The organism is Trueperella sp. LYQ143, from assembly GCF_046599595.1.
Taxonomy (GTDB): Bacteria; Actinomycetota; Actinomycetes; order Actinomycetales; family Actinomycetaceae; genus Trueperella.
This window is the reverse complement of record NZ_JBKIWR010000013.1, coordinates 23690-44550: the sequence shown is the minus strand read 5'-3', so window position 1 is coordinate 44550 and position 20861 is coordinate 23690. Positions and strand designations below refer to the sequence as shown.

Sequence of the window (20861 nt, the reverse complement as noted above, 5' to 3'; positions counted from 1 at the left end):
GTGCCGTTCTTCCTTCGACGCCGCACGTCTTTTGGCGGGGCGTGCCACACTTGAGATATGACATATCGACATGTGATCTGGGATCTCGGCGGCACTCTGGTAGACACCTATCCAGAGGTCGATATGGCTTTAGCTCATGCCACATTCTCCTCCCATCCCACCGATACGCAGCTCCATGAGGTACGCCAGCTGCGCGCTATCTCCATCCGCCATGCGATAATCACGCTAACTCAGCGCTACCACCTGCATCCCGATATTCTCAATCGGGCATATCACGAGGTATTAGAGCGGTGGGAGCATACCCCCGCCCCATTAATGCCGGGCGCCCGCCAGGTACTTGACGCGGTTCATCGTGGCAATGGACTCAACCTCATCGTCACCCATCGGGATTCCTCCAGCGCTCAGCTTCTGCTGGACGGATTACGTATCGACGCGAGCATTGACGATATGATCTGTGCCCCATCCGGCTGGCCCCGCAAGCCAGATCCGACGATGTTGTGCGAATTACTGGCTCGCCATCATATCGACCCCTCACAGACGATAGGGGTCGGCGATCGACTGATTGATGGGCAGGCCGCCCGAGCTGCTGGGTGCCGTGGAATTCTTTTCGATCCTGATAGTTCCTCCGATTCGCCCGACGCTATCAGAGAACTTAGTGCCCTATTACCCCTCATGACTCGTTAGGATGGCGCCATGAATCGTGCGACTGGATCACTACGTCATTACTTACCCATTGCTGAGCGCGTGGCACGCTTACCTGGCCGAGCACTCATTGCATTGGCGGGAATAACTGACGGGTTACTCTTGCTTGTCGGCTTTCTCTCCGCACGCTCTCACCGTTCCTTCGTCGGCTGGTTTCCGTTTTCCTGCGGGGTGGTTCTCAGCGTCATCCTGATTATCTTTGCGGTTCGCTGGTATCGCCTGAGCAGCGCTATAACCGCAACATACGGAGCAGCTATAGATCGTTTTACTGCACGAGGGGCAAGACCAGGATCGCACGTACCTCATACCTATACTGAGCGCTCTACCAGTTCCACATCCCAGCAACCGACGGAAACAGGCACAGATTTTGCAACGCAATCTGCCGCACACTCCACTGCAGATTCTGCCGAATATCCGCCGCAGTATTCCGACGCAGAACCCACGTCAGATAATACCGGAGCCGGTATTGTTATTGATGAAGACGGCAATATCCTCAATGGGCTTCACGGGCCAGACCCGGAGGGATTACAACGGGAAGCCGCACGCCTTGCCGCTAAAGAACGCGCTGCCGCCGCACAACGAGAAGCCGCTATCCGCAAAGACACATTCTTCCCGCGCATTGAGCAAGCCCAACGGGTAGCGATTGCGGCTGCTGGCGGGGTGGATAAGGTTCCCTATCTACGTGATGATCTACGCTGGACTCTGCTCAGCGGAATTATCACTCTCGCCGCGATCCCATTGACAGCTTTCCTCATCCTGTGGGCGCTGCTGATGTGGGCGTAGCTCTCACACAATCGAGTAGATAAAAATCCGCTACTGAATCACAATAGGCTTCGCTACAGATCAGCCCGTTGGAGTTACTGTAGATCAGTCATAATGGCGCCTTTGCTAGCAACTCCGCTATTACCGCAAACCTTTAGCCGGCGTTATTTGGCAGGCATACGCCCTCATACCACACAGCAGCATAAAGGTATCGGCTCATTGTTTTGCCTGCCTACGGCATTATACGTTCACCTTTTGGCACCACTACATGTACATATCTCCTGCCTCAGCTACATATATCCTGCCTCAGCCGGCGCAGGATCCCTCAGCCTCCCCAGGTACATCCGTTCTGTGGACCATTCGCGCTCCTTAGATGCAGTGCATCGCCCAGTCATCTCGGTACATACTCTCAGAGCATCCAAGACAACACGAGAGCGCCTCTGGTTTCCGTCGGGCTCACCTTACCTGGAGTTACCGCCCGAATCAGGGCTAACCTTTCTCGTTCCGTCAGATTCCCATTAGCTTCGCGCCTCACAGCACTGTAACTCGTATCCTTGCCATTCCAAGCCTGAGAGTACCGAAACTACCTGCTACACCATTAGCCCCGCTTCGGCAATCTTCGGCTTTGGCGTTATTTTCAATGGGTTTTCGTCAGCTTCAGGAAAATATGACGACACACTGCGAGGGCTAATATATGGCAAAATAACCCCATGGGTTTCTCACAGTCTCTTCTCGGTCGTGATGAATACGTCGTCCGACACATGCATGAACATCCTAAAGCGCTCATTAGCAACGTACTTGGGCTCATTGTGGTGCTAGCCGGAATGATTGCCGCGCTCATTTTCTTACCGGATTCATTCTCCCCGTGGGGGCATTGGGCAGTCGTGATTCTCGCCCTGATTCTCATTATTTTGGTTTTCGTCTATCCCTACCTACAGTGGTGGACCTCCACATATACCGTTACCAACCGGCGGATCATCACCCGTCAGGGAATCTTCGCCAAAACGGGTCACGATATCCCCTTGGCGCGTATCTCCAACGTCTCCTACGATCTCGACCTCATTGATCGTATTTTCCGGTGCGGCACTCTCATTCTAGAAACCTCCGCAAGCGATCCGTTGATTCTTAAAGATATTCCCGACGTCGAACGGATGCACGTTGAGCTAACTGAGCTACTCAACGATAGCTCCGCAGCGCCTACCGCATAATCTGTATCCCTTAGTATTTAGGTATTCCCTATGGCCTTGTCAGATTTTCTTCAACGTACCGTTCGCTCTGTTGCTCGCGCAGTTGGGCGGGATCTCAGCCGCCAATTGCGCCGCTCTGCAGGGGCATCCGCACCTGCTTCCAGGTCATCTTCCAGGCGCTCATCCACGTCGTCATCACCAGAGCATCCACATCACCCAGGCCCTGGCAAATCTTCTAATCACACCTCCGGGCATATCCCAAACGCGAATGAACCTGCGACAGAATACGACGTCGAAACTTTTGGATTACCCACTTTTAGGTATAGTCCGGCAGATAACGGAATGCCAGATCCAGGGGAAGTCGTGTGGACCTGGGTTCCGTTCGAGGAGCACGACGGGCGAGGTAAAGATCGTCCAGTGCTCGTCCTCGCCCACCGCGACCGCCACATCATTTTTATCCAGATGACCTCGCAAGATAATACCCGCGATGCCGCGCATGAAGCCCATTGGGGACGCTATTGGATGGATGTTGGTAGCGGAGATTGGGATCCGAAAGGGCGCCCATCTGAGGTGCGGCTAGATCGCCTACTTATCGCACATGAGAGTGTGATCCGGCGCGAAGGGTCATTCCTCGATCGCGCTATCTATGACAAAGTGTGCCAGGCAGTGCGAGAAATCCATCGTCGTTAACGCGTGTTTCCGTCAGTTTCTTCAAACCATATTTGCCTGCCGATTTACCTCATATATAGCTAAAACCTTCGATATGCTCGCGCCATACGAGCTACCAGCTATCAGGCACGGTCATGCGCAGAAGCAGAACCAGAGCAACAGTGCCGCACTACCTTGGATTTGCGCGTTGAGCATAACGCAATTGAATCGAATAACGCGCGCTTTAGCGTCCTGCCCTCTATAGTGAGTCAGGTAAGGGCTTCGGTAATCACTGAAGCCAACAGTCAACGAAAGGAGGCTCATAATGGGTTTCACTGACGATATCAAGCATGGTGCCGAAGATCTGGCTGGCAAGGCAAAGGAATTTGCTGGCAAGGCAACCGACGACAAGGGCTTGGAAGCCGAAGGCAAGGCCGATCAGGCCTCGGCCAGCCTCAAGGATAAGCTCTCCGATTTGGGCGATAAGGCCAAGGAGACCTTCGACAACATCAAGGATAAGCTGACCGACTAGAATCTTCTTTCGGACAGCAATCGCGTTAATCGCGTGAAACTCCTGCTCGACCCCATGAACGTGATCTGATCCACCTCCACGGTGGCGATGAAAACTAACATGGGGTCGAGTGCTTTGCTAGACTAACCAATTGGACTTTGAACACCTGGTCGGGTGAAAAGGTCCAGCCATCCTCCTCGCACGGGTGCCCCACGCCTTACAGTCCGGAGATGGCACGCCCTCACCGACCGACGGCCGTTCACCGGCCACCATTCAAACGAAAGAGTTACCAGTGGCAAATATTAAGTCCCAGATCAAGCGGAACAAGACCAACGAGAAGCGCCGGCTGCGCAACAAGGCCTACAAGTCTGAATTGAAGACTTTGGTGCGTAAGACTCGGGAAGCGGTTGAGGCTGGCGAGGCAGCGGAGGCTACCCAGGCTCTGCGCATTGCAAGCCGCAAGCTCGATAAGGCTGTTTCCAAGGGAATTATTCACCGCAACCAGGCAGCGAATCGCAAGTCGAAGCTCGCCAAGCTGGTTGCAAAACTGGGCGACTAAGTCGCGAGAATCCCTCAGCCCCCGGATGATCTATCATTCGGGGGCTGTTTTATTATGCCTATTAGAGTTATAGGACACGAGGTGTTGCTGTTTTTCGGGTTTTTCGTTGTTCTGGTGTGGGGAAAGTCGGTGTGTTAGTTGGTGGTGGTCAACTAACTGGTTGGACAGAATGTGTTGTTGATGTCTCGGGTTTTTGGTGTTGTGACAGGGAAAATGGGTGTTGTAGTTGGTGTTTGTGAAGGGTTTGGCAGTCTGTGGTGAATGACGACTTTGAAAAGCCCTCATAGACAGGATTACCACTCAACGCCTGGCGGCATAGAAAAATAAACAAGGAATTAACAAATCAACGAGCAACAGAAAATGTCCTATAACCCTCGTATTATGCCGCCGCCGGCCTATAACTCTTTCTTCCTCCTTTTTTTTCCCCCCCCCCGCAAAAAGCAGTACACCGCTACGTGATCTAATCCCGCCTGCCACCTTCCACCATTAGCGACGCAGAATATTGAGATGACAAAGGCGCTGATGGGTGCCTGTGTGTATCGCACAAGACACCCATCAGCGCCTATACAGCCAGACTTATCGAGACGTTCTACTATCGCAACGATCTGCCACCGCGCGGCTATCCCGTCTCGCCATTAATACAGCTTAAGCAATAGCCGCGTTGATTTGATCGACGGAATCCTTCGCATCCCCCAACAACATGTAGGTGTTGTCATTGAAGAACAAGGGGTTTTGCACGCCGGCATAGCCAGCATTGCCCATTGAGCGTTTGAATACCACGACGGTTTCCGCTTCCCAGACCTTAATCACCGGCATACCGGCAATCGGCGATCCGGGTTCTTCCGCAGCCGGATTCACCGTATCATTTGCGCCAATTACCAGGACAACATCAACGCTACCGAAATCCTCATTGACCTCATCCATCTCAAAGACGATATCGTAAGGAACTTTCGCCTCAGCCAGGAGCACATTCATATGCCCAGGCAATCGCCCAGCTACCGGATGAATCGCGAAAGAGACGTCAACCCCGCGCTCACGCAACCGCTTCGTCAACTCAGCAACCGGATATTGTGCCTGTGCCACCGCCATACCATAACCCGGTGTGATGACCACTTTCTTCGCATCGAGCAGCATCTGAGCAACCTCCTGCGCATTTGCTTCCCGATGTTCGCCATAATCACGCGCCTGCGCTACTGTCCCGTCGGATCCAAAACCACCAAGAATGACCGAAATAAACGACCGATTCATGGCCTTGCACATGATGTACGACAGGTAAGCACCCGAAGAACCGACAAGCGCTCCGGTAATAATCAACAAATCATTCGACAACGTAAAGCCAGCCATTGCCGCCGCCCAGCCAGAATAGGAATTCAGCATAGAGACGACCACCGGCATATCGCCACCGCCAATCGCGGCAACCAAATGGAACCCCAAAGCCAAGGCAATAAGGGTGAGCAATACCAGCGGAATCATGCCCGCACCCAAGGAACGAGTCCGAATCAACCAGGCAATCAAACCAATCGAAACCACTATTGCGGCAAGATTAAGCCAATTTCGCCCAGGAATAACCAGGGGCCGCCCACTCATCTTTCCGGCAAGCTTCAAGAACGCCACAATCGACCCAGTTAAAGTCACTGCGCCAATGAAAATCGCCAAACCAACTTCACCCAAATGGAAGGTGTTATAAATCGAATTCTCGCCCGGAGTGATAATGAAAGAGTTAAAGCCAACAATCACAGCCGCCGCACCGACAAAAGAGTGCAACATAGCGATAAGCTGCGGCATCTCCGTCATTTCTACTTTGCGAGCCAACGGGATCCCAACACCAGCCCCGATTGCCAAAGCAAAAACGATCAGGCACACCGGCACAACCTTTTGCCCCTGTGCGAAAGCGACGACAACCCACACAGTAGCCAACAAGGCCAGGACCATGCCGATCATGCCGAGTTTATTCCCACGCGCCGCCGTCGTTTGCCGAGATAACCCTGCTAACGCCAAAATGAACAGCAAAGCTGCTGCGATATACGCCAAAGACTGGAATCGAACCTCAATCGAGGACACATAATTCACGACATCAGACACGTCTTAACTCCTCTGGAACATCTTGAGCATACGGGCTGTAACCGTAAAGCCGCCAAAGATATTGATCGACGCAACAGCTAGGGCGATAAACGACAGCACTTGAACCGCAACATTATGTGACGTTACTTGGATTAACGCCCCGACGACGATAATTCCCGAAACAGCATTCGTCACCGACATCAACGGGGTGTGCAAAGAATGAGTCACTGCAGTAATAACATAGAAGCCCACCACAACAGAGAGCGCAAAAACAATGAAATGCGTACTCATTCCAGGCGGTGCAAGCATAATGAGCGCCGCAAACAAGGCAACCGCTGCGAGTTTCCACCAGTGCCGCAATATCGAGCCAGACGGAGCATTCCCCGCCTCCACGGCCGAATCTGCAGGCTTATCGTGAATCGTGCGTAGTCTATCGGGCGCCCCAGCACCGGCAGCAGGCACAGGCGCCGCTGATACCCGAACTGGTGGTGGCGGATAGAGGACCTCGCCATTCAAAGTCACGATCATCTGACGAACAATCTCGTCATCCAAATCGAGAACGAGCAAGCCATCCTTCGCAGGCGTGGTTAGTTTGAAGAAATTGACAATATTCTGCCCGTAGAGCTGGGAAGACTGGGCGGGAAGCCGACCGGCAAGCTCGGTGTACCCGATAATCGTTACCCCGTTTTCCGTGACCACTACTTCGTCTGGACGCGAACCAACGACGTTTCCTCCGTTAGCAGCCCCCATATCCACCACAACAGATCCTGGCTTCATCCCTGCCACTGCCTGTTCATCAAGCAAAATAGGAGAACGCCGCCCGGGGATAGCAGCGGTAGTAATGACAATATCGGCTTGCGCTGCCTGCTGGGCGTACAGTGCCGCTGCCGCGCGAGCCTGTTCTTGCCCCATCTCTTTGGCGTAGCCGTCAGAGGATTCCTGAGCTGCCACAGGTATCGGGATGAACTGCGCTCCCATAGATTCAACTTGTTCGGCCGTCTCTGCCCGGACGTCGGTCGCCGTCACCACAGCACCCATTGAGTTCGCTGTTCCGATTGCTGCCAGGCCTGCCACGCCCGCGCCAATAACATAGACCCGAGCTGGCGGGAACTTCCCTGCCGCAGTCACTTGCCCGCTAAACAATCGCCCAAAAGCGTTGGCCGCCTCAATAACAGCGCGATAGCCAGCAACATTGGCCTGCGAGGATAGAACGTCCATAGACTGCGCGCGCGAGATTCGCGGCACCATATCCATCGCTAATCCAGTAATACCGCGATCTCGTAATGCGTCAATGGTTTCGGGATGACGTCCCGGTGCCATACGTGAGATCAGTGTGGCGCCCTGCTGCATCATGTCCAAGACGTCATTCGGTGGAGTGTCCAGAGAAATAACAATGTCACTCCCCCACGCTTCCTGCGTGCTAACGATACGCGCCCCACTCTTCTCGTACAGAGAGTCGGGAAAACTCGCCTGATCTCCAGCGCCGCCTTCGACCAAGACGTCATAGCCAAGCTGAATGAGTTTTCCGACAGTATCGGGGGTCGCTGCTACGAGAGCCTGTTTATCCGACGGCTCGCGCGGTACACCTATGCGCAACTTAACTCCTCTGTTATGTCACCTGATTCAGAAGATCATGGCCCGCGACGATGCGGGTCAGTACCGTCTTAAGCATAGCCGAGGTGAACGATCTTCTGGATATGTGCACGCTATCACATCACACAATTATTTCCCTACGAACCGAGAGATCCCCATATAGAGGCAATAGGCAATAACTCCGATACGACACGTGCCATTTTCGTAGCACAACGATTAGCAAGGACGTAAGGTAGAGACATGACACAGCTCACGATGAATGCACAACTCTCCGCGCTTGAGGACCTGCGTCGCCGCCCAGATGACGTTGATATTCTCACACTGACCCGCGAAGATATACCCACTCTCGCCTCGCTCTATCTGGTGGCCTACAATTCACCAGAAATTGCTGAGAACCTGATTGAAGCTGTTGAAGAGATGCAGATGAGTTTCGATGGCGCTTTCGGCGATCCTATGAAGGATGGTTTTATCGGAGCCTGGCGTTCTGGCAAACTCGTTGGAGCTATTTTGGTTACGACGAATACCCCGTGGGAAGACGTTGATGACGGACCATTCATCATTGATCTCATGGTTGATCCCGAACATCGAGGTCAAGGGATCGCTACTGCGTTAATCGGCAAGGCGGCTCGTCGTGCCGGTCGGCAGGGCTTTGATAATATCGGTCTGCGCGTTGATCTTCGGCAAGCTAAAGCTGCTGCTCGACTCTACGATTATCTTGGTTTTGCTGAAGTAGATTAAAAACAGTAGCGCCAGTTGCACCGATTGCGAGTCGGGTTATGAGTCGTGTTGCGTTGCGTATTGCGTTTTCCTGCAGGCACGTTTTGTCGTGCATCCGCCTTGCTACTACGCCTTGCTACTACGCTTTGCTACTGCCTGTCACATTGCACCTCGCACGCCGTGCGTTATTCATTATTGCGGGCTGTCTTTTTACTACGAAGCGCGCATTGTTTATGGTTCTTACACTGCTCATACCGCAAACGCGTACTCAGGAACAACAGATATGAAGCCGACGTTTAAACCGGCACTTGCCTGCATAGCGATATGATCCCGTACTACTCGCCTACCGTCAGCACATCTTTCAGGGAATAGACCTGGCTAATTCGGGTAATACGCCTAGCTAATTAGAATAATACGTTCGACCAAATTGCCCCTAGCTTACCGCTCCGATTGGCAGCTACTCCCCATTCCCGTTATCTAACGTTCCTACGTGCCGCTTTAATACCTGCTACCTAACAGTTCTCATTCTCTCATTCCGTTTTCCAAAGCCGGTAGGAGCACAGAGCACCTACCGGCTGCGGGGAGAGCATACTGCTAAGATTGCTCGCTCTAGAGCATAATTCGGATCTCGGGAGCCACCTTTCACATCCGCATCGCTTTGCGCCATGATCTCCACAGCCCGTTCAATCTCTGGCGCCTTCCAACGAGCTAAATCCCGCTTTGCTCGGTCTACCTGCCAGGAACTGAGTTTTGTTTTTGCTGGAATTCTTCCCGAGCGCTGCCCCAGCACTTGAGTCATAGCCCGCAGTTTTGCTGCAATAGCGGCATTGATAGCGACAGCGCTACATCCCGTGGCAAGGGCATGACGCATTAGTTCTACTGCGCGGGCTGCATTCTTTGCGATCACCGCATCCGCCACTTGAAAAGCATTCGCCTCAACTCGTCCAGAAAAATACGTGTACACATGGGCGTCTGTAATCATCCCGGGGATGTCATCCAGTAACTGCGTCGTACTCGCAATCAGCTCTCGCAGATCCGAACCACAGGCATCGACCAATCCGGCAACTGCTTCGCTCGTTATCTTACGCCGAGCAGATCGCACAATATCTTGCACTATCCGCGCTTTTTCATTTGGATAGCTCACTTTTGCAATGTTGTGTGTAGGGAGTTTGTACCGACGCGCAGCTTCGAGGATCTTTTTTCCTCCATTCCCCCCGTTATGCCGCAAAATCAGTACGGAAGCCGGATCAGGGTGGGCCATATACTCCACAATCTCATCTCGAAAAGCAATATTCGACCGCTCGACATTGCGGGCAATTACTGCACGCGACTCATCAAACAGCGAGGGCGAAAGCAACACCGCAAGTTGCCCAGGCATATAATTGGCACAATCCAAATCCACAATATCCACATGCGGATCTCGACGACGCAGCTCTTGACGAAGCTGGTCAATCAGACGATCCCCCAAGGCTGGCTCGGCACACGTCATGACAAGAATAGGTGCTAGTTCAATTCCCGACGGCATAGTTGCCATTATTCCACCTCTCGGCTCGGAAGCCAGTTTGCCGATATGCCAATTATCAACGAAGGATCACACCTTATGTTACGGGCACCGTGAGAGAACGTCCGTATCAGTTATAACGATGTCTGAGCATTGATCGGTGCGCTGTTGAATTGGGGCCTGCCAGATTCGCAACGCGTCAGGATGCGGATGCCCATAAGTGTTGGTTGCACCTACCGAAAAAATAGTGATCTGCGCCCGCAGCTCATCAGCAAGTTCCTGACTTTGATCGCGCGCCCCATGATGCCCAGCAACCACAATATCCACCTCTCCTACCTGCCCGCGCAAAAGGCGCTGACGCTGGGCGGGAGCATCAGCCAAAATCAGCACAGAGTGATCGGCTGTATGTGCCAAAACAACAAGCGAATCATCGTTAGTGCTCTGCGCATCGCCCGTTATGACTAATGGGCCGACAATACGTAACCATTTCTCTCCGGAAATATCTGCTAGCTCTTCTCCCACAACGACTTCTCGCCCAGGAATACCGTATGAACTGAGCAAGTGGGTGATCCACTGGGAGTTACGATACGGATACATATTCGGCGAATACCAGACCTGGCCGATGTGCGTTTCACGCGCCAACTCCTCAAAACCGCGAACATGATCTGAATCGAAATGACTCAAGATAACGAGATCCAATTTGGTGACACCAGCCTGATTCACACAATCTCCAATATGCCCGTCTGCCGGACCGACATCAACGAGAACAATTTGCTCTTTATGCCGCAGCAGCATCGCCGATCCTTGCCCCACATCGCATTGCACAATCTGCCAATCATCAGCAAAAACAGTGGCAGTATCGGGGCGGGAAACAGCCATAACGCCAAAGACACTCAGACCTGCGACAGCCCCAACCGCACATATCCATGCCCGATCAAAATAGATAAAGACGCATATTCCCGCCACAAGACCAGCATTGATTGCTAATGCCAGCGGAGTTGGGAGATGCGATCCAGGCAAATGTGCCAGATGGATAACCACCTCATATATCCACGCGGTACAACAGCGGCAGACGAGGAGACATAGCTGCGCCACCGGAACAGCCCAAGGAGCGCATATAGCTGCCACCATCCCGAAAATCGTAATCGGCGCTATGACTGGCGAAATAATAATGTTGGCCAGACATAACCACACCGAACTTTCCGGCTGAATCCGAACGACAATCGGGCCCGTCGCTAAACTGGCCACCAACGAAATTGCCAGTATTTGCGCTAATGCTCGTGGCATTCCACGAGCCAACCATCGCGACAGCGGCGGACCAGCCAAAACAATAGCTAACGTGGCACATACCGATAGTTGAAATCCGATCCGGTTTGCCAATTGCGGAGCAAGCAAACACACCGTCATAATGCAAATATTGATAAGCGGCATGGCACTGCTCGGGCGCCGCATCCCGACCGCAATACAGACAAACACTCCCATGATTGCCGCTCGGACAACGGACGGCTCAAGACCAACAAGAAACACTAAACCAGCTAATGTCGCAATACTCAATACGGCCGCACATCGGTACCTTCGCCGGCCAACAATCAGAAAAATTACCGATAACAAGATGGAGATATGAGCGCCAGAAACCGCAGTAATATGAGACAGTCCTTCTTGGCGCATAGCTGTAACAAGTTCGGCTGGTATCTGCGAATCGTCGCCTAATACAATCCCAGGAACAAGCTGTAGATGTTGCGGTCCAGAAGCGATGAGATCGCCAAGGGCCGAACGAATCCTTGCCGGAAGCGCTGCTCCCGATTGCACGTCAATGTCTTGAGCGATCAACCGCGCCGCAACGTAGTCAGAGCTCTGTGCCGAGATCAATCGGCCGTGCGCACGGATACGATCTCCTCGCTGTACTTTCTGGTTAAACCAGCTAATACGAATACGTTGAGTAGATCCTTGTTCGTAATCACCGCGCCGAAAACTCCTCACCTGAGCGATAGCCGATCCCTGTTCACCGCGATATTCCGGATAGCTCTGCACATCAGCCACAACCATTATCGAATCGGACGGTATAGCTCGGATAAGCGGATCAGAATCATGGGCATAACGGTGTAGGCTTCCCGAAATACAACCCGCCAGGATAACCGAACCCAGCACAATGGCAAGACCGCAATGCCGGAGCGTGGCAACAATTAGTATGCCCACTGCGAGCAGCACATAAGGGAAATAACTAGACGGGTCAACTATGACCATAAGCCATAACACGCCAGCTGGTAACGTCAAACGGTAGTCATGCATCGAAAACGTGCCTGCAATTTATCGGACTGTCACGCTATCGCGGATGCGGTTAAGCGTCCGTTCTCCAATACCGTCGATTTCCACTAGCTGGTCCACTGAAGTAAAGCGACCGTGGGCTTGACGCCACGCCACAATAGCTTGTGCAGTCACTGGGCCGATTCCGCTGATTTGTTGCAGATCAGTTGCACTAGCGTGATTGAGGTCAATTGGATGCTTTGCCGCACCTGGCTGTGCCGTAGCTCCGCCGGAATTACCAGAAGCATTATTTGGTGCTGCCACAGGCGCTTCCCCCACTGCTGGAACATGGATATGGGCACCATCCACAAGAAAATCAGCTAGGTTAATCGCCGATAAATCTGCCGCACTATTGGCTCCGCCCGCAGCCGCAATCGCATCGTTAACCCGACGCGAGGTATCCAGCTCAACGATACCGGGCGCATTGACTTGCCCCGAGACGTGCACGATAACCTTCTCTTTTGTTGCACCTGCCGTCGTTTCATCAAAGTTTTGAGTTCCTATTTCGCTATGTGACAACCGCCCAATTCGCGCACCCGTCGTATCTGGCGTAGATTGCGAACCGTGCGCTGTCCCCTCGCGATTTTTCGTTTCTTTTTCTCCTGACGCCGGATCAGATACGTCGGCAATAGAGCGACACTGCGGCTGAGTAGCTATCATGCGCGAGTGTTGTAGGTAGACACCAATACCTGCAAAAACAACTAATACGAGGACAAAGACGATAACAACCCGCTGGGCACTAGGGTTGATACGATAGCGATTCTTTCTTCCGCTTACCGTCAGCGCTGAAATATCTTCCCCCGCCCCCATACGTAATGCAGACTGAATAAATGAACGACTCGGATCAGATGAGTGGGGACGCGTGCGTGGCGAACGCCGACTCGGCAAGCGGCGCGGTGGCGGGTTAACATGCGATTCCGTATTCATACCGGCATTATTAAGTGCTTGCTATTCGCTGCGTATCAGAGCAGGAAAACTAGTGGAAAATCCCGACAAGAACACGGTTGTGGAAAGCTTTTTCGTCAGAACCTATCCACTGTCCCGCTCCATGTTTATCTTGGGGAAATATCAACCTCACTGCCCACGGCGCGGCGTAAGATGTCCCCATGGATAATGAGATTGCACGGTTAAAGGCAGAAGCACTTCGAGCTCAAGCAGCCGCAGCAGAAGCACGCGCGGCCGCTGCACAGGCCGAATTAGAGGCCGCCCTTGCAGCCCAAGAAGGCACACATGATTCGGAGGCTACCCGCACAACACAGCCAGCTTCTGAGGCCTCAACTACTCGCGCTTCAGCAGATGCTGTACCGGATCAAGAATCCCACTCTGCACCATCCGCGAGCAGTACCTCTGATACGGCAACAAATAGCACTGCCACTTCACCTGCCCCCTCAGCTTCTCCAGAGCAAGCCAGTGCCAAGCAATCCGAAGCACACTCCGAAGCATACTCTTCCCATGCCTCTCCTTGTGAATTACCGCCACTAGCTCTCAGTATTCGCGAAGCCTACAATCTGCCTGATCCAACAATCACCGTTGGCTCGTATATGGATGATTCGGGAGTGTATCCCGAGGTTCCCATTAAGCTGTCATTGGGCATGCTGAATCGTCATGCCCTCGTCACCGGAGCTACCGGCACGGGAAAAACTCGCACCTTACAGTTACTCGCTGAAGGGCTATCTGACCACGGAGTTCCCTGCTTCGTCACAGATATTAAAGGCGATCTTTCCGGCCTTATGGAGCCCGGGGCTTCTTCTGAAAAGCTACTAGCCCGCACCACAGAACAGGGGCAACAGTGGCAGAGTTCCGCATTCCCCACCGAGCTATACGCCCTAGGCGGTGTCGGTAATGGCACCCCCATTCGCACTACCGTCACCGATTTCGGCCCCATCCTGCTCGCAAAAGTCCTCGGTCTTAACAGCACTCAAGAATCAGCGCTCTCTCTAATATTCAACTGGGCCGACACTAATAAACTAGCCTTGATTGATCTCACTGATCTGCGAGCAGTTATCCAATACCTCTCCGATGAAGGCAAAGACGAACTCGCTGAAATTGGCGGCGTTGCACCGGCTACCGCAGGTGTTATTCTGCGCAAGGTTGCCGAATTACAGTCTCAAGGTGGAGCAGAATTCTTCGGAGAAACAGCCTTTAACGTCAGCGAGTTTCTCCAAACTCGCGATTCTCGCGGCGTGATCTCCGCTCTGGAATTACCAGACGTTCAAGCACGCCCAGCACTATTCTCCACTTTTATCATGTGGCTACTGGCAGATCTTTTCCATGAGCTACCTGAAGTTGGCGATCTAGATAAACCCAAACTCGTCTTTTTCTTTGATGAGGCACATCTCCTCTTTGCCGACGCCTCACCAGAATTCCTCACCCAGGTTATTCAAACAGTGCGGTTGATCCGGTCAAAAGGGGTAGGCATCGTGTTTATCACGCAGACCCCTAAAGACATTCCCGACGATGTGCTGGCACAACTAGGATCACGCATCCAGCATGCTTTGCGCGCACATACACCAAATGACGCCAAGAAACTCAAGGCAACTATTGCTACTTTCCCCACCACCGAGCTACCTCTGGCAGAGATTATTCCAGCACTTGGTACCGGCGAAGCAGTCGTCACTGTTACCGATCCCAAAGGGCGCCCATCGCCGGTAGCTCCAACGCGAATCTGGGCACCGGCAGCCGTCATGGGCCCAGCTTCCGCACAAAAAGTAGCTGAATCCATACAGTCCTCCCAGATCTACCCGAAATACTGCGAGGCTGTTGACCCAGAATCAGCCGCTGAATTACTCGAGGCACGCATTGCCGCCGAGCAGGAAGCCAAAGCCGCTGCCGAAGAGGCACAGCGGGTAGCCAAAGAGCAAGAAGCAAAAGAAAAAGCTGAACAGAAAGCAGCAGAGAAAGAAATAGAGCAAGCCCGACGGGTAGCCCAAAAAGAACAAGAACGCCTCGAACGTCAAGCTGAACGCGAGGAAGAACGGGCTAGCCGACGCAAGGAACGCCTCATGGATTCTATCCTAGCTACCGCGGGGCGCACGATCAGCCGCGAAATTACTCGATCTATCTTTGGCATACGGCGTCGCTAGCACGCTCATAGCACCTATGGACAGGCATACCACGCTGACACATTCGATGAATCGAGCAACTGCCCGATTCATCGAATAATTGCGAGCAGTAACCCCTCAATTAATTACCGATTGATAGTGAGCGCGCGTCATCGTACCGGCAGATATGCGGTGTAGCGCCACGCTATTTTGCTTCTTAGCAGGATAGCGCGTATCTCCTTTTTCGCCCCCGTCAGTCATACTGTCTTAACATCGCTATGTTGTGCTATGCCTACTTCCTGCCGAAGCTACCTGCCTACTTCCGCTTTATACGTCACAACAATAAGCGGGAGATTGCCCTACCCAATCCCCCGCCATTAGGCCTTTTCTCCTGACTTAACTATTGACGCGATAGGTCAACGTCGCTGTCATCTGACGAAGTTGCCCAGGAGCAACACAGACATCACCAGCCGAATCTGGCCGATTGAACGCGTCGGGCACATGCGACATCGGGGCTAAAGCCAATGCGCTACGCGGTTCGCGTTCGAGATTATCACCGGAATAAACGTGAACAACCGGCGCTTCGCCGGGCTCTTGCGTCAGTTCAATTGAAGCCGACGATGCCGGATCACTCACTCGCGTTGTCACCACCCCATAGCTATCCGGGACGAGATCACGGTAGAAATCATCCAAACGTCGCGCACCAATATAATCAATTTCCACAGGATTGCTAACGCCAGACTGAGCTGACTCCCCCGGCAGCGGCACCCCAAAATGATCGGTCAAGATCTTGGTACGCGCCGGAACCCGCACCGCCAAATTAGAGATGCTCGCACGTGCCGGCAGATTGATATATGGATGCCACCCCAAGGTTATTGGCGCAGGTCGATCCGAGGTATTGCGCGCCCACACGGTCAACGATAAATGCTCTTCACCATCTGACCCAGAATCCAAGGAATAATGCGCAGAGATCTCACACGACCACGGATACGCATCCGTCGGTTCAATACTCGTTGTCAAACTTAACGTCGAATCCGTTGCCGTGGCATGAAAATCATGAGCATACGCCAACCCATTCGTACATGCCTCAACGGGAACACTATAGCTCTGCCCATCAAAACGATATGACGCCCACGTCATCGCCCCAGCCCACGGCGCCATCACAATACCGCGAGCGCCAACACCGGCAAAAAGTTCTTCCGCTGTCGCATATCCGCGAATCAACTCCGCTTCTGGCGTCGGCTGCCAGGAAAGAAGAGCTGCACCGCGCTCCGAGATCAATGCCTGCGCTCCAGTCGGCGACGTCAGTTGCCATGCCGGAAGCCCCAATGCACTCGTAGCCGTGATCTCAGTTTTTACCATGCTGCCTCTCCTCATTTAGTTCTCCATGAAGTATTAACCCGACGCCGGCAAAATAAAACATCCGTCCATCATCCGGACGGATTGCTGTGATACAGATAATCAGAAGCGTGATATGTGCGTGTATTACCCGAGGAATACACTGTGCAAGCTACCATCTACATCGCGCTCAATCATCCGCGCTGAGATCATCCATCTGTGCAACACTGAGGTATATTGCGTTCATTTATCTGCTCGGCAAAGCGCACACGCAGATGTGCCTCGGCTACGTATTTCTTTTCGATTCGGCTCCCGCCCGCAGGCACACATTCAGTAGTAATGACGGAAAACGCTCCCACGCTTAACCGCTTAACACTGGGGAGAATCGCCGAATATATGTACGACGGGCACCCACATTAGCTCATTGCGGTGCCCGTCGTGCATGCGGTCGCTCACGTGCTAGGGAACGATATTAACCAAGTTCGGCTCGCGAACAATAACCTTCCGCGGCTCACCCGACAAAAACTTGGTGATACGCTCTGAAGCTAAGGCACGTTTCTCCAGCTCCTCAGCCGAAATATTCGCTGGAACGTCCAAACGATCACGTACTTTTCCTTGGACCTGCACAACGCACGTAACCGTATCATCTACGAGAAGGGATTCATCAGTTACGACGGGGAATGGTTCGTATGCAATAGATTCCGTATGCCCCAACCGAGTCCACAGCTCTTCAGCAATATGTGGAGCGACAGGGTTGACCATCTTAACTAAAATCTCTGCGACCTCTCGCGTGACCGGGCGGGTCGTCAGATGGTTGTTCAATACAATCATCTTCGCAATCGCCGTATTAATACGCAGATTGTCGTAGTCTTCTGTCACGCCAGCGATCGTCCGGGCAACCAATTTCTCTGTTTCTGGATCAACGGCCTCATCAACAACGACCAGCTCGCCCGTCTGCTCATCAATGATGTTACGCCATAACCGCTGCAAGAACCGATAGGACCCAACAATAGCCCGAACTTCCCACGGACGGTCTACATCGAGTGGTCCCATCGACATTTCGTAGACTCGGAACGTATCTGCGCCGTACTCGTCAGCAACATCATCAGGGCTGATGATATTCTTCAGCGATTTCCCAATCTTGCCGTACTCACGGTTCACCACCTGCCCGTTCCACTCATACGTCACCCGATGTGAGCCATCAGCAGCCGGGACTTCCACTACCTCATCAGCCGGTACATACTGCCCGCGCGAATCGGTGTAGGCGTATGCCTGGACGTACCCCTGGTTATACAGCTTGTGGAATGGTTCGCTGGACGATAGATAGCCCAAATCGAACAGGACTTTGTGCCAGAATCGAGCGTAAAGCAGATGCAAAACCGCATGTTCCACCCCGCCGACGTACAGATCCACGCCACCGAGTTTCTTACTCTCGCACGGCCCCATCCAATACTCTTCCACCTGCGGGTCAACGAAGGCTTCATCGTTATCTGGATCAAGATAACGCAGCTCGTACCAACACGATCCAGCCCAATTCGGCATCGTATTCATTTCACGCGTATATGGACGCAGACCGTCGCCCAAATCCAACTCCAGGTTCACCCAGTCTTGCAGACGACCCAACGGCGGTTCTGGATTAGAGTTAGCGTCGTGCGGATCAAAGGATCGCGGCAAATAATCCGGGGTATCCGGTAGCTCGACAGGTAACATCGTCTCCGGCAAACCACGAGCACGCCCCTCGTCGTCATAAACAATCGGGAACGGCTCACCCCAATAGCGTTGCCGAGCAAAAAGCCAATCGCGCAAACGGTACGACACTGCCTCACGCCCAAAACCACGCTCAGAGAGCCACTGAGTCATCCGCGATTTAGCTTCACCTTTGAAAAGACCATTGAGCGAGATCTCGTCATTTGCGGAATCAATAACCTCGCCATCCTCAACCCATGCTGATGACCAATCAAAACCATCGGCCGGTTTCATCGTCGGGACAATATCAAGATCGTATGCCTGGGCGAAATCGAAATCTCGCTGATCGTGCGCCGGAACAGCCATAATTGCGCCAGTTCCGTATCCCATCATGACGTAATCAGCAGTGAACACCGGAATTCGCTTATCGTTGACCGGATTCACAGCATAAATGCCCGTGAAAACGCCCGTCTTTACTCGCTCAGTATCCGCACGGTCCATTTCTGACTTCAGCGCTGCCGCCGCTTGGTACTCTCGCACTGCCTGAACTGGCGTCTGTGCGCCTCCCGTCCAACTATCCTTAGTTCCGCTCGGCCATTGCGCCGGAATCGCCGTTTCGTCCAGCATGGGATGCTCAGGCGAAACAACCATAAACGTCGCCCCAAATAGGGTATCTGGACGTGTGGTAAAGACCGTTAACAGGTGTTCCCCGCACTCGGTTTGTGCTCGGAAATCAACTTTCGCACCTACCGAACGGCCAATCCAATGCCGTTGCATAAGACGGACTTTCTCCGGCCAATCAACCGCATCGAGATCGCGTGCGAGGCGCTCACCATAAGCGGTAATACGCATCATCCATTGGCGCAATTTACGGGAAAATACCGGGAAGTTCCCTCGTTCAGATTTACCTTCCGACGTCACTTCCTCATTTGCCAAAACAGTACCGAGCCCCGGGCACCAATTCACCGGCGCATAGTCAACATAGGCTAGGCGACGCGCATTAACGGCTTCATCTTGTTCAGCCGCACTCAGCTCCGCCCACGCACGCCCATCCGGGGTTGGAATCGTCCCATCTTCGTATCCGGCAATAAGCTCAGAGATGTGGCGCGCCCGCCCCGTCGTTCCGGCAATGCGCCCGGGAGCAGTTTCGTCATACCAGGCATTGAAGATTTGTAGGAAAATCCACTGCGTCCACCGCACAAATTCATCATCGGTGGTTGCCAATGAACGCCGACGCTCGTGCGACATCCCCAGACGGCGCAATTGCCGACGCATATTCGCAATGTTCTTTTCCGTGGTCACTCGCGGATGCGTACCTGTTTCGATGGCATATTGTTCAGCCGGAAGACCGAAGGCGTCATAGCCCATGGTGTACAGTACGTTTTTCCCGCGCATCCGCTGGAAACGAGCCACGGTATCGGTTGCGATATACCCTAATGGATGCCCAACGTGCAGCCCTTTTCCTGATGGATAGGGGAACATATCCGCGACGTAGAAGGACTCACGCGGAAGCTCTTCGCCAGATGACGGAGCAAATTTTCCAACCGGATTCGGCGCGCGGAACGTCTCGCGCTCATCCCATGCATCTTGCCATTTTGATTCGATTTTATTGGCGAGTGCAGCATCGTAGCGATAGGGAAAACTTTCCGGCACATGAGTGGTCATGATTCTCCTTCCACACTTTCTCCCTGCCATCCTAGCTGACAAAACCGAACAATCTCAGGTGCGCACACTGTGAGAGAGAACGCCTATGCTGGAGATATGGCTAGTATTTTTTCTCAGATTATCGCCGGGCAGATCCCCGGAACTTTTGTGTGGGCTGACGAGGTATGCGTCGCAATGGCAACAATTTGCCCGTCACGTCCTGGGCACGTAATGGTTATCCCACGAGCAGAGGTCGCCAAATTTACGGATGTCCACCCTGACACTTTCGCTCATGTAATGAAAGTTGCACAGATTATCGGGCATGCACAGGAGCAGGCTTTCGGTGTTCCTCGATCAATTCTTGCAATTTTGGGCTTTGAAGTACCCCACACCCATATTCACGTCGTTCCTGCAGATAGCGAAGAGGCCGCCAACTTCCACGATATTCCGCAAGCTAGCGGAGCCGAGATCGACGCAGCGATGGAGAAATTGCGCGCCGCTCTTAGCGATTTGGGTCATAGTGACCACATCCCCGAGCTACACAGATTGCCAGAGATGAGCTAGACCTGCTCCTGCCCTGCCGGTACGCAGACCGTTACCGACATCG

The 20861-nt window shown here is 53.1% G+C and carries 16 protein-coding genes; 9 read left to right on the top strand and 7 right to left on the bottom strand.

Annotated elements, in window-relative coordinates; all coding sequences use genetic code 11:
• The first annotated feature begins 57 nt into the window (after positions 1-57).
• The 6 genes from ACLHIL_RS05930 (at position 58) to rpsT (ending at position 4369) form a co-directional block, all read left to right on the top strand.
• Positions 58-684, top strand: a complete 627-nt coding sequence (locus ACLHIL_RS05930) for an HAD-IA family hydrolase (RefSeq protein ID WP_411297038.1) — start codon at positions 58-60, stop codon at positions 682-684.
• A gap of 9 nt (positions 685-693) precedes the next feature.
• Complete coding sequence (locus ACLHIL_RS05925; protein ID WP_411297037.1) at positions 694-1485, top strand: hypothetical protein; 792 nt, start codon at positions 694-696, stop codon at positions 1483-1485.
• 689 nt (positions 1486-2174) lie between these two features.
• Entirely contained in the window at positions 2175-2672 is a 498-nt protein-coding gene (locus ACLHIL_RS05920; protein WP_411297036.1) for a PH domain-containing protein, read from the top strand.
• 30 nt (positions 2673-2702) lie between these two features.
• On the top strand, positions 2703-3341 hold the full coding sequence (locus tag ACLHIL_RS05915) for a type II toxin-antitoxin system PemK/MazF family toxin (protein ID WP_411297035.1): 639 nt from the start codon (positions 2703-2705) through the stop codon (positions 3339-3341).
• 283 nt (positions 3342-3624) lie between these two features.
• Positions 3625-3831, top strand: coding sequence for a CsbD family protein (locus ACLHIL_RS05910; RefSeq protein ID WP_411297034.1), 207 nt, complete (start codon positions 3625-3627; stop codon positions 3829-3831).
• A gap of 271 nt (positions 3832-4102) precedes the next feature.
• Positions 4103-4369 (top strand): 30S ribosomal protein S20, encoded by a 267-nt coding sequence (rpsT, locus tag ACLHIL_RS05905; RefSeq protein ID WP_411297033.1) that lies wholly within the window; start codon positions 4103-4105, stop codon positions 4367-4369.
• Between the two features lie 645 nt (positions 4370-5014).
• Here rpsT and pntB read toward each other — a convergent pair.
• Together pntB and ACLHIL_RS05895 are read right to left on the bottom strand one after the other, a co-directional pair.
• Positions 5015-6451, bottom strand: coding sequence for a Re/Si-specific NAD(P)(+) transhydrogenase subunit beta (gene pntB, locus ACLHIL_RS05900; RefSeq protein ID WP_411297032.1), 1437 nt, complete (start codon positions 6449-6451; stop codon positions 5015-5017).
• A gap of 3 nt (positions 6452-6454) precedes the next feature.
• A complete protein-coding gene (locus ACLHIL_RS05895) occupies positions 6455-8026 on the bottom strand; it encodes a Re/Si-specific NAD(P)(+) transhydrogenase subunit alpha (protein WP_411297031.1) in 1572 nt (523 codons plus the stop codon).
• 237 nt (positions 8027-8263) lie between these two features.
• On the opposite strand from ACLHIL_RS05895, the gene ACLHIL_RS05890 reads away from it, so the two are divergent.
• The gene (locus ACLHIL_RS05890; RefSeq protein WP_411297030.1) at positions 8264-8761 is read left to right on the top strand and encodes a GNAT family N-acetyltransferase; all 498 of its coding nucleotides are present in this window, start codon (positions 8264-8266) and stop codon (positions 8759-8761) included.
• Between the two features lie 547 nt (positions 8762-9308).
• On the opposite strand, the gene holA is transcribed toward ACLHIL_RS05890, so the two are convergent.
• From holA to ACLHIL_RS05875, 3 genes are all read right to left on the bottom strand, one after another.
• Entirely contained in the window at positions 9309-10274 is a 966-nt protein-coding gene (gene holA / locus ACLHIL_RS05885; protein ID WP_411297029.1) for a DNA polymerase III subunit delta, read from the bottom strand.
• Between the two features lie 69 nt (positions 10275-10343).
• Positions 10344-12530, bottom strand: coding sequence for a ComEC/Rec2 family competence protein (locus ACLHIL_RS05880; protein WP_411297028.1), 2187 nt, complete (start codon positions 12528-12530; stop codon positions 10344-10346).
• A gap of 18 nt (positions 12531-12548) precedes the next feature.
• Complete coding sequence (locus ACLHIL_RS05875; protein WP_411297027.1) at positions 12549-13472, bottom strand: ComEA family DNA-binding protein; 924 nt, start codon at positions 13470-13472, stop codon at positions 12549-12551.
• Between the two features lie 179 nt (positions 13473-13651).
• Here ACLHIL_RS05875 and ACLHIL_RS05870 point away from each other — a divergent pair, with 179 nt between their 5' ends.
• Positions 13652-15628 (top strand): helicase HerA-like domain-containing protein, encoded by a 1977-nt coding sequence (locus ACLHIL_RS05870; protein WP_411297026.1) that lies wholly within the window; start codon positions 13652-13654, stop codon positions 15626-15628.
• 354 nt (positions 15629-15982) lie between these two features.
• Here the strand turns inward: ACLHIL_RS05870 and ACLHIL_RS05865 are convergent, their stop codons facing one another.
• Complete coding sequence (locus tag ACLHIL_RS05865) at positions 15983-16948, bottom strand: aldose 1-epimerase (RefSeq protein ID WP_411297025.1); 966 nt, start codon at positions 16946-16948, stop codon at positions 15983-15985.
• A 435-nt stretch (positions 16949-17383) separates the two neighbouring features.
• The gene (gene leuS, locus ACLHIL_RS05860) at positions 17384-20275 is read right to left on the bottom strand and encodes a leucine--tRNA ligase (protein ID WP_411297024.1); all 2892 of its coding nucleotides are present in this window, start codon (positions 20273-20275) and stop codon (positions 17384-17386) included.
• A 96-nt stretch (positions 20276-20371) separates the two neighbouring features.
• Here leuS and ACLHIL_RS05855 point away from each other — a divergent pair, with 96 nt between their 5' ends.
• On the top strand, positions 20372-20818 hold the full coding sequence (locus ACLHIL_RS05855) for an HIT family protein (RefSeq protein ID WP_411297023.1): 447 nt from the start codon (positions 20372-20374) through the stop codon (positions 20816-20818).
• The last annotated feature ends 43 nt before the right edge of the window (positions 20819-20861 follow it).